General features: G+C 47.3%; 9 protein-coding genes. 6 read left to right on the top strand and 3 right to left on the bottom strand.

Annotated features, from left to right (window positions below; all coding sequences use genetic code 11):
• Nucleotides 1–50: 50 nt before the first annotated feature.
• Nucleotides 51–1,103, top strand: coding sequence for a peptidoglycan-binding domain-containing protein (locus SGRA_RS04595; RefSeq protein WP_015691430.1), 1,053 nt, complete (start codon nucleotides 51–53; stop codon nucleotides 1,101–1,103).
• Nucleotides 1,104–1,181: 78 nt separating this feature from the next.
• Here the strand turns inward: SGRA_RS04595 and porW are convergent, their stop codons facing one another.
• Nucleotides 1,182–3,947, bottom strand: coding sequence for a type IX secretion system periplasmic lipoprotein PorW/SprE (gene porW / locus SGRA_RS04590; protein WP_015691429.1), 2,766 nt, complete (start codon nucleotides 3,945–3,947; stop codon nucleotides 1,182–1,184).
• A gap of 679 nt (nucleotides 3,948–4,626) precedes the next feature.
• On the opposite strand from porW, the gene SGRA_RS04580 reads away from it, so the two are divergent.
• From SGRA_RS04580 to SGRA_RS04565, 4 genes are all read left to right on the top strand, one after another.
• Entirely contained in the window at nucleotides 4,627–5,544 is a 918-nt protein-coding gene (locus SGRA_RS04580) for a M23 family metallopeptidase (protein ID WP_015691427.1), read from the top strand.
• An 83-nt stretch (nucleotides 5,545–5,627) separates the two neighbouring features.
• Nucleotides 5,628–6,203 (top strand): UbiX family flavin prenyltransferase, encoded by a 576-nt coding sequence (locus SGRA_RS04575; RefSeq protein WP_015691426.1) that lies wholly within the window; start codon nucleotides 5,628–5,630, stop codon nucleotides 6,201–6,203.
• 93 nt (nucleotides 6,204–6,296) lie between these two features.
• Entirely contained in the window at nucleotides 6,297–7,280 is a 984-nt protein-coding gene (gene fbp, locus SGRA_RS04570) for a class 1 fructose-bisphosphatase (protein ID WP_015691425.1), read from the top strand.
• 4 nt (nucleotides 7,281–7,284) lie between these two features.
• Entirely contained in the window at nucleotides 7,285–7,839 is a 555-nt protein-coding gene (locus SGRA_RS04565) for a hypothetical protein (RefSeq protein WP_015691424.1), read from the top strand.
• Nucleotides 7,840–8,094: 255 nt separating this feature from the next.
• On the opposite strand, the gene SGRA_RS04560 is transcribed toward SGRA_RS04565, so the two are convergent.
• Nucleotides 8,095–8,853: a DUF2490 domain-containing protein gene (locus tag SGRA_RS04560; protein WP_015691423.1), complete on the bottom strand. Its 759-nt coding sequence runs from the start codon at nucleotides 8,851–8,853 to the stop codon at nucleotides 8,095–8,097.
• Nucleotides 8,854–9,100: 247 nt separating this feature from the next.
• Between SGRA_RS04560 and SGRA_RS04555 the strand changes: the two genes are divergently transcribed.
• Nucleotides 9,101–12,046, top strand: coding sequence for a CHAT domain-containing protein (locus SGRA_RS04555; protein WP_015691422.1), 2,946 nt, complete (start codon nucleotides 9,101–9,103; stop codon nucleotides 12,044–12,046).
• A gap of 240 nt (nucleotides 12,047–12,286) precedes the next feature.
• Here SGRA_RS04555 and SGRA_RS04545 read toward each other — a convergent pair whose 3' ends face one another.
• Nucleotides 12,287–13,627, bottom strand: coding sequence for a porin family protein (locus SGRA_RS04545; protein WP_015691420.1), 1,341 nt, complete (start codon nucleotides 13,625–13,627; stop codon nucleotides 12,287–12,289).
• Between the last annotated feature and the right edge of the window lie 7 nt (nucleotides 13,628–13,634).

Raw genomic sequence — 13,634 nt, 5'->3', positions numbered from 1 at the left:
TTATGTATCTTTCAGTAGGACAATTACAAAACAACTAAAGAATAGCTTTTATGGCAGATTTAGGTAAGATTCAGGGCCTTATTGGGCAATATAATGGTCAATTGACCAAATTGAAGGAATTATTTTTGGCCGACGGTAAAATTGACCAAGAGGAGCAAGATCAATTGGATAAAATTGAGGGCTTGATTAACAGCTTGGGGGATTTGTTGGAGGACAAAATTGATGCAGCACAGGCAGAGGCTGGTGAAGATGAAGAAGCTGGGGCTCCTCCTGCGGAACTAGAGAGTAATCAGAAAACGATAAAGGCCTCTGTGGGCCGTGGTGGAACCAATGATAAGGCCGATGTGCAGTTGGTTCAGGAATTATTGAAGGCCAAGGGGCATAATTTGACTGTAGATGGATTGATTGGGCCGGGCACTATTGGAGAGATCAAAGCTTTTCAGCAGGCGGCCTTTGGTTGGGCTGATGGGCGGATTGATCCTGGAGGGCAGAGTTGGCAGGCGCTTAATGGTGCGGCTGCTGCAAGTTCGGATGACAGCAGCAGTAGTTCGGATAGTTCCTCGGCTACAGACAGTAGTGAAGAGGGGGGCGTTTCGGGTAAAGACTTTAGCCACCCCAATGCGGGCAATGTTAGTTTAAGCTATGGCTCGAAGGCGGTGAAGATGAATAGCAGAGCGGAGAAGTTGCTCAAGAGTATTTTGGCGGCTTGTGGTATGACGGGAGCAACAGTGACTTCAACGATTAGAACCTATCATGATCAGGCTCGGATTACGATGACGCAGACCTTGCCCAATCGTGGAGCGAAGACCGTTGCTCGTTGGTATGGTCAAGATGTATTGGATGCTTGTCGTAGGTTCAGTGGAAACATTCAGGCCTTTGCCGATTGGTGGCAGAAAAGAGATCAGAACAGAGGGCGGGTATCGAGTAAGCACTTGAGTAATCAGGCATTGGATGTGGTACCCAATGGGAATCGTTCAGTATTTGCGAACAAGGTAGCGGAGTTAGTGCCTGTATCGGGTTCTGGTGTTCGTCGGATCATTAAGAAAGGAGAAATGAATGAGCCCGTAGACCATGTAGAATTTACCTTTAAGGTTACTGGATAAAGAAGGACTTAAAGTAAAGAGAAAAGCCCCAGCCAATTTTGGCTGGGGCTTTTGTTGGTTTTCTACTAATCGATTCGATTAGTTATTCTGATAGGTCTGCGCAAAAAAGCGCTTGTAATCGGCAAAATTGCGCTTTTGTAAAATGGTTCGGTAGTTATTCTGACCAATAAAATAGACCTGATGCGCTGGCGCATCTTCGCCCAAAAACTCTTTGTTTCCTTCTACGGTTTTATAGTATTCTTGGGCCTCTTTACCCGTTTTGAACTTACGAACAATAAGGGTAGGAAATTTACCATCCAACATCAGGCTCGATACATTCAAACGAAGTAGGCTATAATATTTTTTATTGTAGTTGCTTATTGCTCCCTTAAAGCTATTGACCTTGGCCGAGGGATTGTCAAAACTAATGAGGATGTAGTGGCCCTGGGCCAAATCATTCTCAAAGGTTTTGTTGAGCTCTTCATCGGTTTCTCCTGCGGCAATAGGCTTCTTCCCGCCGCCTTTAACCTCTTCTCCGGTCAAAATGGCAATCATTTCTTTGGCCTTTTTCTCTTCATCTGTATTGGGGAAGCTAGTGACCACCGCTCGTAGGGCTTGTACATAGGCCTTTTGTCCCTGCATGCCGCCCTGACAAATGGCGCCCAATAAGGCAAAACGAGCTTTTAGGGGATTATTGGCCCCATATTTTTTAGCCACTTTTTCTAGATCAGCATAGGCCGCTTCTGATTTTCCTGCCCGAATCATGGCATAAATCCGCTCATAGTCTGCATTGATGGCCTTGAGTTCTTTCTCTTTGGCATTGAGGAAGTTGGGATCTTGCAATGATTTGGCAATATCCGAATCGGCATATTGGTCCAAAATCCGCCGCTTACATTCTGCTGCTAGGGCCGTTTGGCCAGTTGCGCCCGCAATGTTGTACATGCTAAATAAGGCCTCTAGTTCTCTAGGATGTCCCGGAAAGCGCTCTTGCAATTCCTTAAATTTATTAAGCGACAACTGATTTTCTCCCAAACGCTCATAGTAAAGGGTCGCCACCATAAATAGGGCATCTCTGAGCTCTTTTTCTGCGGCCTTTTTGCTGGCCTCATCTGCAGGGACGCCCGATTTTTTGAGAAAATTACTCACATCTTGCTCGGTAACGGGAGGCAACTCATTGCTAGCAAAATCTGGCCCTTCTGTATCAAAGCCATCGCCACTGCTGCGCCGCCAGTTGTCGGCCCAAGGACGATCGCCCCAACGCTTCTTAAAGTCACGCTCCCCACGCTTGAGCTGGCTAGCATTGTAAAGCGCAAAATTAGATTTTGCCATTTTATTGGCATTGATGACGGAAGGCCCTGCCGCAGGCTTTTTGTCCTGGCTGGCATTGGCTGCTTCTAGTTCTTCTTTACGCTCTTGCTGCACCCATTCCCGCTGCTTTTCATAGGGCCAATTGCTCACCATCAATAAGCTGTCTTTGAGCTCATAGGTTTGCATATTAGTCGCCAAGTCCTTAAGCTGCTGCGTTCGGGCAGTTACTGCGGCCAGACGTTCATCGGCCTTTTGCATGCTTCTGCTGGTGGTGTCGTAGTAGTTGTAGGCTGGAATATATTCCTTGCGCTTGTAGTATAGTTCTGCCAACATATAGGCGGCTTCTGCTCTTTGGAAACTACCTTCTGGACTGTTGGCCATGGCTTGTTTTAGGGCCAAAATACCATTTTCTTCACTGCCAGCTCTAAATTGTACCTGGGCCAAAGCAAAGTAAATCTGGTCCTTGTATTCGGCATTTTTGCCTTCTCTCAGCATACGCTTAAGGGCGTATTCTGGATTGAATTTTCGGTCTTCTACCGAAGCTGCATTGGTTGCTCTTTTCAAACGAGCATTAAATTCCATCTCATATTTGGGGCGTAAACGAAGCACCCGCTTATAGGTATCCATGGCTAGTTTGTTTTGGCCCTGCTGCTCATAAAGCTGCGCCAAAACATAGACATAGCGGTTCTTTTTTCGCTTGCCTCTGGTCAGTTCTATGGCTTGTTCCAATTCTGGAATTGCCTTTTCATATTCTTTGCGCATCAACCAACTATGGGCTAAAACGGCATGGGCCTCGGCCTTGATTTTGCGGCGCACCCGACCATCTTCCAATAACAAACGAAGGTAGGTTCCGGCCTCATCATGACGGCCCAATTCTACATAACTTTTGGCCAACCAAAGCATGGCCTCATAACGCACAGGCGGATGCTTGAGAAAATAGGAGGGAGGGTCTAACTCACTAATATCTTCTTCCTCAGCGGCCTTTTTCTCTGTTTTTTTCTTCTTAGAACGCTTTTTTCTGCGCTTCTTCCGACGACGCTTTTTTCTCCGCTTTTTCTTTTTCTTCTTTTTTGCCCTCTCTTTTTTCTTATAAGCTTTGCGTTCATCAGGCGTCATGGCCGAAATGGCCTTATCGGGATTGTATTTGTCTACAATGTACTTAAAGGTCTCCGCAGATTTCTCATATTCTTGCTTCAAAAACTCTGACTGCCCAACCAAAAAATAACTATCATCTACCCAATGGCTAGGGCGGTGCAGCTCAATATTGATGGCACATTTCTTAATGGCATTATCTAAGGCTGGAGAAACCGCCTGCCCCGATTCTGCTGCGGCATAGGGATAAAGGGCCAGCAACTGATTGTAGTTGTCTCGATGTGCCTGATTCAAGCTCTTAAAACTTTCATCGACCAAGAGGCCTGCATTATAATAGGCATTGTAGCGGCCAGTTACATTATGGTAGGCCTTGCCCAGCCCTGTGGTGGCCCCATCTTTGGTCTTACAAGCGGCGAAAAGAAACAGTAGGCTGATGCTCAGCCAAATAAATTTTAATGGTCGCATAAGGTATTTGCTAGTGAATTGCTATCTGTAGAATGATTTATTTTTTGGGCCTCAGCTGCGCTGCGCTTGCTGCGGTTACTCCCTTTGGTCGTCGAACTGCACTCTAAAGGGCTTGTTGTCGTTCGGCAGCTCGCAGCTCTGCTCGGCCCTGCGGCGGCAAAGCCGCCTAGGTCTGCGGCTGTGCCGCACTGCCTACCATCGGTTACTCCCTTTGGTCGTCGAAGACGCCCTAAAGGGCTTGTTGTGGCCAAGGACTGTTTGGCCCTATTTTTTTGGTCCAAACAAAAGGGGCCTAATTTAGAAACGTAAAAAAAGGCTTTTTCTGTTGGTTTAGGAGCAAAAAAGCAGTTTGCAGGGCGAGCAAAGCGAGCTTTTGGGCAGCCAAAGGCTGCCTTTCAAGGACCAAAGGGAGTTTTTGATCGGCCTAGCGATGTGGAGGGGTGGCGCGAAGCGCCAGAGCCAGCGGGCGCAGCCCGCGCAGGGCCGAGCAGACCTGCGAGCCCCGAAACGTAGCGCCTGCCGTAGGCAGGAGGCCCCAAAAAAACAGAAGAATTCATCCCTTGAACCGAAAAAAGCCCTAAGGCCTACAAAAATAATGGCTTTGTTCGTATTTTCGCCATTTCTGAGCCCTTTCCTTAAAGAGGGCCCCAAGCATCCCAAAATCTAGATCAAGAGCTTTATGAGCGCTACGCCAAATCATAAAAAGAAGAAAAAACCACTAATTCCCTGGATCTCTGCACATCATAAACTGGTGGTGGTCAATGAACAGACCTATGTAGAGGAGAAAAGTTGGCGTTTGAGCCCTCTGAATGTGGCCCTGGTTTCAAGTAGTATTACGCTGGGGATTATTTTGCTGACCGTTTTGGTGATTCGTTTTTCTCCACTCAATTATTTGATGTCTTCGGGCAATAATAATATAGCGGACTCTGGAGTTCGGAAGGAGCTCAAGCAGTTGTTGTTGCAAATGGATAGCCTGAAAATGGATATGGAAAATAATCAGGCCCAGACCGAAAGCATTAAGCAGCTGGCTAATGCGGAATTTGAGTATGAAAAAGATGTTGAAAAGCCTAAATCGGGCGGAAGCACCGAAACAGGCCAAAAAGCTTCGGTTCAAGGCGTGCCCGAGCAATCTGATGCCACCAAATCGGTGGTGGAAAGTGCAGAAATGGAGCGAGAACTAGGTTCTTTGATCCAAAGTATCTTTTTGGAAGATGAGGACCGCCTAGATAAAGAAAGCTTTGTTCCTCCTGTCAAGGGCGTTGTTTCGGATAGTTTTGCTCCCTCTCGGGCGCATTATGGGACCGATTTGGTGGCGCCCAAAGGCTCGGTAGTACAGGCTGTTCGGGCGGGCACGGTCATCATGTCGAGCTGGTCTGCCGATACGGGTCATATGATTGGGGTGCAGCATAGCAACAACCTGATTTCTTGGTACAAACACAATTCGGCCCGCCTCAAAAAAACGGGAGATCGGGTAAAGGCAGGAGAAGCCGTGGCCATTATTGGCAACTCTGGAGAGATGAGCTCTGGGCCGCATCTGCACTTTGAGCTCTGGTATAATGGGCAACCGATTGATGCACAGAATTATATTGAGTTTTAGACTCCCCAAGCCGCCATTTGGCGGCTTTTTTTATCCCTTTCCCTCAACCCCCGCCACAAAAACTTGTTTCCCTAAAAAAAGCTATGCAAAAACATAAACTCGTCATTGCGGTGGCTGGGGCCAGCGGCTCTATCTACGCCAAAGTATTATTTGATCGTCTGCTGCTTTTGCAAGCCCAATGGGAAAAAGTGGGGGTGGTCATGAGCGATAACGCCAAGTATAATTGGGAGCTGGAGCTAGAGAACCAAGACTATAAAAATTACCCCTTTGATTTTTACGACAAAAGGGATTTTATGGCACCTTTTGCTTCGGGCTCGGCCCAATATAACAGCATGATTGTTTGTCCCTGCTCCATGGGCTTTTTGGGGCGGGTTGCCGCGGGCATTTCCGACGATCTCAGCAGCCGGGCCGCCGATGTCATCCTCAAAGAGCGCCGCAAACTAATTTTGCTCAGCCGAGAAACGCCCCTTAGCCTCATTCATCTGCAAAATATGCAGCGATTGACAGAGGCGGGCGCCATTATTTGTCCAGCCGTTCCCTCTTTTTACTCCAAACCCAAAACCTTTGAGGAACTAGCCGCCACCGTGGTTGATCGGGCCCTAGATTTGGCCGGTTTTCAGTTAAATGATAGCTATCGTTGGGGAGAATCTGCGGACTAGTCGATAAAATCCTTTGGGGCCTCAAGCATTCCTAAAAATCATCTTATATTTGCGGGTGTACCCCTAATTTTTTTGTCTATCCAATTTCACTTTATGAAACAGCTCATCACTGTAGACGAGTTTATCATCCGCAAGCAACAAGACCTTCCTTATGCCACAGGCGAACTCTCTGGACTGTTAAGAGATATTTGCCTAGCTTGCAAAATTATTAGCCGAGAGGTCAATAAGGCAGGCTTAGCCGACATTATTGGCTTGGCGGGCGTAGAAAACGCCTCTGGAGAAACGGTCCAAAAATTAGATATTCTAGCCGACGAAATTCTGCAGGCCTGTCTGCAAAATAGCGGAGAATGCTGCGGCATCGCCTCCGAGGAGCAAGAGAGCTTTGTGGCTTTTGAGAACTGCAAAAAGGCCAAATATGTGGTGGCCTTTGACCCCCTCGATGGCTCTTCTAATATTGATGTAAATGTTTCTATTGGGACCATTTTTGCCATCTATCGCCGCAATTCTCTAGATGGTCCCTGTACCTTAGAAGATTTCTTGCAAGATGGGGCCGAACAAGTGGCCGCAGGTTATGTGCTCTATGGCTCTTCTACTATGCTCGTTTATACTACGGGCCAAGGCGTCAACGGCTTTACCCTCGATCCTTCTATCGGAGAGTTTTGCCTCTCGCATCCCGATATCAAGATTCCCGAAAGCAAGAATTATTCAGTCAATCAAAGCCGCTATAAAACCTTCCCCGAAGGGGTCCGCCGCTTTATCGATGATTGCGTGGAAGAGGATATGCGCTTCCGTTATACGGGCTCTATGGTGGCCGATGTGCACCGCACCCTCATCAAAGGAGGTATTTTTATGTACCCAAGTAGCCCTAGCTCTAGCTCCGGAAAATTGCGCCTGCTCTATGAGTGCAACCCCATGGCTTTTGTGATTGAACAGGCCGGTGGAGCCGCTACCAATGGCCAAGAAAGAATTATGGAGCTGGAAATTCAGCAGTTGCACCAACGTACGCCAGTTTATATCGGCTCTAAAGGCTTGGTGGAACGCCTGTCTGAAAAAATGGAGCTGCTGCCCAATTTCTAAATTTATGAGTCAGTCTTTTCCCACTTTGGCCCTAGACCCCGGAAGTGGCCGCAATCTAGAACGGATCAAAAAACAGTTGCCACTTAGTCATGGACTCAGAGGCTACTATATTGTCGGAATTAGCCTCTTGCTGTTTCCCCTGCTGCTTTTTGTCCTCCTCTTTGCCCTGCAGGCATTGCCTTCTTTTGCCCTGATGACTGCCTTTATGCTGCTTTTTGAGCTGGGCGCTTTCTATTTCCTTTTTCAGGGGAATAAGATTTTGCAAAATCGTAGTAGCTGCCTAGCCGATGGCGAACTTATGCTCGCCCAGCTCCTCAGCCAAAAGGAAAAATGGAATTGGGGCAGCCTATCCAAACAATACGAAATAGAATTACAACTATCTAATGGAAAAACAAGCCGCTTTTTCTGGCCAAAAAATAGTACAAGCGCCCCGCTAAGCCCAAATACTAGCCTCTGGGGCCTCTATAATAAGCAAAAGGAAATGGCTTGCTTTGTAGAAGAAATTGGCCTGCAATTAGCCGAGGAAATGCTCCCAAAAGGACCTAGCCGACGTAGATAAGAAGCCTGCTGTTTTGGGGCCTCCGCAGCAAAGCTGCGGCGCTACGTTCCAGGGCTCGCAGGTCTGCTCGGCCCTTCGCCAGCTTCGCTGGCTCGGTCTGGCCTGACGGCCACCCTTGCACATCGCTAGGCCAATTGCCCCCTCTCCGTTTTAAACAGCATAAGATAAAAAATGCCCCTCTACGATTTAGCGTAAAGGGGCATTCTAGCTATTTGGATAAGGCCCTTTGGATAAGGCCAAAAACAAGAAAGAACATTAAGACTTTTTTACAGGCACTTTATAGCCAATAGACAACTGCATAATAGGCGTGTTGAGGTAGTCTGTAGTATTGTAGGTATCGTGTTGGTGCATATAGGCAAGCTCAAAACAAAGCTGCGGATTGAGATCGTACCCAAGGCCCAAATACAACCAGTTGCGTCCCAATCCCTTAAAACGGAGATTGTCGGCCTGATTCACCCAAATCTCATCAAAAACATGTAGGTAGATGTCCTGATTGTCTCCAAAGTTAAACAGCTTAGATTTAATGGTCATCCGATAGCGAAAGCGGTTGCGGAAAACATTATCTGTTTTGCTCCACTCATCTGTAACTAAGTTGTGCTCCCACTGATCAACAAAACGATGTTCAAAACGGTACCTGTGAGATACCTTAATCGCCTTGTTGAGCTTATGATGAAAACTGACTTGCTCCCAGATGTTATGCTCATTGCTATGAGGGGCTTTGTCGCTACCCGGTAGCGCCCAAGAACCAATATAAGTATAACCTACCGTAGCAGAAAAATGCTTGTTTACAGAATAAGTGACATAGGGACGCTCCAGCAAATTGCGCCAGTTCTGTACCCAGTCATCCCGACGGATATGAAACTCATTGCCCAACTTCCATTTGTTATTTAACTTGGCTGTCGTGTGTAGAAAAAACCAATTGTTAATTTCATCGGTCTCCTGAGCTTGCAGGTTCTGAGAAAAGGAAAAACAAAAAAGGAAAAAAATGCTGAGATAGAAGGAATAATTCTTCATGGAATAAAAGTTTTTAAATGTGCGCAATGTTTTTGGCGTATATTACCTGATTGGTAACTTATGCTTTGCAAGTGTAGTCCAAAAAGCTGGTAACTTTTGTAGCATTTCTCACTTTGTGGTTTATTTAGACTAGCTTAAAATTATGTTAAATAATAGTTGTACTAATTGTTCAACTTAAGGGAACTGCTTTTTAAGGCCTATTGTCTACCTTTGTAATTGGCCCAACTCACCGAACTTTCCAGAATTCATGCGAAATTATATCTACAACCTTTGTTGCCTATTCTTTAGCTGCACGCTTTTGGCTCAGCCCAAATTAGCGCCCGAGCGCTATCAAGATAGTCTGGCCCAGCTGACTACAATCAAAGAGCAGCGGGCAGTCCTGATGCGTTATTATCAAAGGAGCTTTGCTCAAGCAGCTCCCATACGCCCTTTTTGGCGAAATACTAGCTTCCAAGAGGCCGCCGATTGGGCCTTGGTCGATCTCGCTTTTGCTTATGTAAGTATGGGGGGAAAAGAAATTAAGGGCAAAAAACGCTATGAAGCTGAGCTAAAGGCTTTTGTCTTAGAACAAAAGCGCTGGGCCGAGCAAGAGGCTGCCGCTAGCTTACCTTATTACTATTTTGCCCATTATTATGTAGGTTATCTAGAAAGTCGCCCTGTTTTAGAGCAAAAAGAGCGCTTAGAAAAGGCCTTGAACTGGCTAGAAAAAAACGCAGATCGCTATTCGGAAAAGCTGAAGTTTTCTCTCTATAAGGAAGGCGCTTACTTCCATTTTGGCCTGGCCAATGAAGCCGAAACTTCCCTAAAATGGGCCAAGAAGTTGGCTAAACTACAATCGCAGGAGGCCCGATTTGTCGCCTACTCGCTTATGGCGCAAATCTATCGAAAGAAAGGAAACTTTGAACGCACCCTAGAGGCCCTAGCCGCCTTAGATGACGAACCCTTACCCCTTGCTATTCAAGCAAAAAACTTGGCCAGTAAGGGCATTTGCTATTATGAGCTGGGCCAAAATGAACAGGCTTTGCCGCTCCTAAAAAAGGCTAGCCAGCTATTTGCAGAATTGGGCCAACTAAATAGCTTTTTTGCCCTAGAAGCAACCGCCTATTTGGCTCTCTTAGATGAAGAGAGCAGCAGCAATATCTCTCTGCCTGAATTGCTGAGCCGTGGAGGCCATGCTCAGTTTCCCCTACTCAAAGCATATATTCATAAGCTCAAGAAAGCTAAAGACCTTGAAGGTATAGAAAGTCTGGCCGCCGATTTGGCCTATGCCGAAAAACAAGGGGCCACCTTTAGAAAGCTGGCCAAAAATCAAGAAATCTATATCGCCCTCGGCCAAGCCGCCCTAGCCCTGAATAGCGCCGAATTGGCCAAGCAGTATTTTGAGGAAGCGATCCGCTTCCAAACCGCTGGCCTAGGCCAAAAAGAAGGCCTGGCTCAACTTAAAGGCCAAGAAGGCCTCGCTATTTTATGGGGAATTTATCAAACCCAAAAGATAATTGCCGCCCCTCTGCTAGAGCAGTACCAAAGCTGCCAAATGGCTATTTCTTTGGCCAAAGAATTAGAAAAACAATTGGGCTCTAAAGGTGGAAAAGCCGCACTAAAAGCCCAAACAGAAAAAGTCTATGAGGCTTTTGTCGAAACAGCCATCGCCCTAGAAAAAGAAGAACAGAATCCCATATATATCCAACAGGCCTTTATCGAAATTGAGCTGGCCAAAGGCAGCTGGCTCCTCAGCTCTTTGCGCAATAAGGAAGCTCAACAGCTGGGCAATGTCTCTGCCGAACTCTTGGCCGAAGAACGTAGCCTGCGCCAAGATATTAGTTATTATCAAGCCCAGTTTAGTCGAGCCCAACGAAAGGCAGATAGCCTGAAGGCCCAAAAAATGCAGGCCGTCCTTTTTCAAAAACGCCAAGCACTAGACGAGCTCCTGACCCAATTGGCCCAAAAGTATCCTAGCTATACAAAATGGCAAGAGGAGCTGGAAGAACTCGACCTAAACAAACTCAAGAAAAAGCTGAATAAAGAAAAGTATAGCCTGATCACTTATTTTATGGGCCCCAAAAATAGCTACTGCTTTTTGCTAGAAGAGGACAAAATTCAGCTCTCTATCCTTGGCCCAACCACAAACCTTCGTCAACAGCTACAAGATTTTAAACAGCTCGTCCAACGCCCCAGAGAAAGCCTAAAGCCTTTCAAAAGCAATTTTATTCGCCTTGCCCATCAGCTCTATCAACAGCTGATTCCCCAAACTCCAAAATACGATTTGCTCATTTCTCCACATGCCGAATTATCCCAACTCGCCTTCAGTTGCCTGCTGCCCAAAGCGGAAGAACAACCCTTTAGCCGCCTCGGTTATCTGATGAGATCTTATGCGATTAGCTATTTGTATGCCGCCAATTTTTATCTGCAACCCCAACCCAAAACAGCCGCAAAAGGCTTTTTGGCGATGGCGCCTAGCTATCAGGGCCAAGGGCAAGCTGTAGACCGACAAGCGCTGGACTGGGGACAGGCCCGAAAACAATTGCAGCCTCTCGCTGGCGCTATGGCCGAACTCGATTTTCTAGAAACCCATTTTAATGGACAGTTTTTGCGCCAAGAACAAGCCAATGAACAACGGTTTAGACAACTAGCTCCAAAAGCACAGTTTATCCATCTTGCCATGCATGCCATTACCGACCCTATGGCGCCTAGTTATTCGGCCCTCTTTTTTAGCGAAACTCAAGATAGCCTCCAAGACGATTTGTTGCTGGCTTATGAGCTGCCTGGCCTGCATTTATCCGCCGATTTGGTGGTGCTCTCTGCTTGCCAAACTGCCGCCGGTCGCTATCAGGCCGGAGAGGGGGCCCAAAGTCTCGGCCTTGGCTTTCGCTATGCCGGCGCCGCTAGTACGCTGAGCACTCTTTGGGAGGTCAATGATGAGAGTAGCCGCCTTTTGATGGAGCTCTTTTATGGCTACCTACAGGCCGGCCAACGAAAGGACAAGGCTTTGCAGGCCGCTCAAATCCGCTACCTAGAGTTGGTGGACCAAAAGGAGGTGGCCGCCCAGCCCTTTTTCTGGGCCGCTTGGTGGCTAAGCGGAAATAGTAGCGCGCTAGAGTTACCCCAAAAAACGAATTATGGTCCATTGATCTGGGCGGCCCTTTTTGTCCTCTTTTTAGTCTTCGGCTGGCTGATTTATCGAGCCAAAAAGTAGTATTCTATTGATGTTTTGGGGCCCGCGGCCAGCTAGGCAAAGCCTAGCTGGCCGCCGCTATGCTGCGCCGCTCGCAGCTCTGCTCGGCCCTGCAGCCGCCTTTGGCGGCTTGGGTCTGGCCCTTCGGGCCACGGCTGCGCAGCGCTGGGCCAACCCGCCCCTGGCCGAATTTTCTTGCGCTTGGGCCAAAAAAAAAGACCTCCAATTCTGGAGGTCTTTCTTTGTTTCGCCTTGTCTAGCCTAAAACTGATATTGTAGCTGAATAGATAGGTCGTTATTGTATAACTTATGAGGCAATCTGCTCAATTCTAGCTCATTGCCATTTTGCTCTGGCAACAGACATTCATCCTGCGGAAGCTTGTCCTCTTCTAGCAATTGGGCCGATACTTCTTGGCTGGCCTGATGCGCTTTTTGTCGGCTGTTTTTGGCCAAATTGGCAAAGGCCAAATTGCATTGTACCCCCAGTTTTAATTGCTCGTTAAGCTGGTAATGATAGCCCAAAACAGCCGCAGAAGACCAACTATTAAAGCCCAAATCATCTGCAGTACGCTGGCCATTGGTCATCTGTACGGGCAAGAGGTAGCTAACTTTTGCCCCCATCTGCAACTGATGCTTGGGCCACAGTTTGTAGTTGAGCAAAACGGGCAGCTCCAAAAATTCTAAACGCTTAATGGCCTGAATTTGCTCCTCTTGAAGCTCGCCATTCCATTCCAATCTAGCCGTTTCACTTTGGCTGCCTAGCCGCTGCATATTCTTATACTGCAAACCCGCTTCTAGTGAAAACTGAGCATCTAGCTCTTTGCTTAGCTGTATACCTGCCTGAACGCCTAGGGCTTTGCCCTGCGCATTGAGGCCCAAACTAGCCGATAGCTGTAGCTTTTTGCCGCCCTTGCGATAACGGTCCAAAACAATCATTGGCGTATCAATAGTCGTTTTTTGGCTATGGCGCAACTGCTGCTGGAAACTGCCCTTTTCTAAAAAAGACAAGTTTTCTAAACGCTGAATCTCACGCAGCTGCTCGGCTTTGGCTTTACTACTAGCCGAGAAAACATAGCGAGTGGGCAAAATCGTTTGTTTGACCTCAGGATGCTTATTCTGGCCCTTTTCTGTAGTGTTTTGCTCTTCTTCTAGAAGAACAACTTCTTGGGCCTTGGGGGCTGGACTCGCCACTACTTTTTCTTTAGTTGTTTTATGGGGTGGGGGAGGAGGAGGCGTATTGCTGGCCCTTGCCAAAGGCAGTACTTCTTCTGTCTCTGCGCTAGCTATAGCTGCTCGCTCTTCCAGTTGAATGAGCTGGGGCTCGGCTGCTTTTTCTAAGAGGGCTTCTTTTTGGGCCATCTTTTTTTGCATCCCTAAAAAGGGCAGACAATATTGATAGGCCAAAACGCCAGCTCCACTAGCGAGCACAAAAGCGCCCATCACCAACCAGTTGCTCCAGGCAGAACTGCCCTTGGCTCCCGTTAGCTGGATTTGGTCGAGCCTTTTGTCCATATCTTCCCAAGCAGCAGGCGGCATCTCAAACTGATGGCCTTCTAACTGAGAGCGGATAAAATCATCATCTTGTTCGTAAAACTGCTTCATTTGCTAA

Source organism: Saprospira grandis str. Lewin, assembly GCF_000250635.1.
Lineage (GTDB): Bacteria > Bacteroidota > Bacteroidia > Chitinophagales > Saprospiraceae > Saprospira > Saprospira grandis.
The sequence above is the reverse complement of the archived record's forward strand: the minus strand, read 5'-3'. Positions and strand labels throughout refer to the sequence as shown.

What these genes read in the sequence shown, in the direction of transcription:
- SGRA_RS04595 (WP_015691430.1), top strand. Translation starts at nt 51, where the DNA reads ATGGCAGATTTAGGTAAGATTCAGGGCCTTATTGGGCAATATAATGGT.
- porW (WP_015691429.1), bottom strand. Translation starts at nt 3,947, where the DNA reads ATGCGACCATTAAAATTTATTTGGCTGAGCATCAGCCTACTGTTTCTT.
- SGRA_RS04580 (WP_015691427.1), top strand. Translation starts at nt 4,627, where the DNA reads ATGAGCGCTACGCCAAATCATAAAAAGAAGAAAAAACCACTAATTCCC.
- SGRA_RS04575 (WP_015691426.1), top strand. Translation starts at nt 5,628, where the DNA reads ATGCAAAAACATAAACTCGTCATTGCGGTGGCTGGGGCCAGCGGCTCT.
- fbp (WP_015691425.1), top strand. Translation starts at nt 6,297, where the DNA reads ATGAAACAGCTCATCACTGTAGACGAGTTTATCATCCGCAAGCAACAA.
- SGRA_RS04565 (WP_015691424.1), top strand. Translation starts at nt 7,285, where the DNA reads ATGAGTCAGTCTTTTCCCACTTTGGCCCTAGACCCCGGAAGTGGCCGC.
- SGRA_RS04560 (WP_015691423.1), bottom strand. Translation starts at nt 8,853, where the DNA reads ATGAAGAATTATTCCTTCTATCTCAGCATTTTTTTCCTTTTTTGTTTT.
- SGRA_RS04555 (WP_015691422.1), top strand. Translation starts at nt 9,101, where the DNA reads ATGCGAAATTATATCTACAACCTTTGTTGCCTATTCTTTAGCTGCACG.
- SGRA_RS04545 (WP_015691420.1), bottom strand. Translation starts at nt 13,627, where the DNA reads ATGAAGCAGTTTTACGAACAAGATGATGATTTTATCCGCTCTCAGTTA.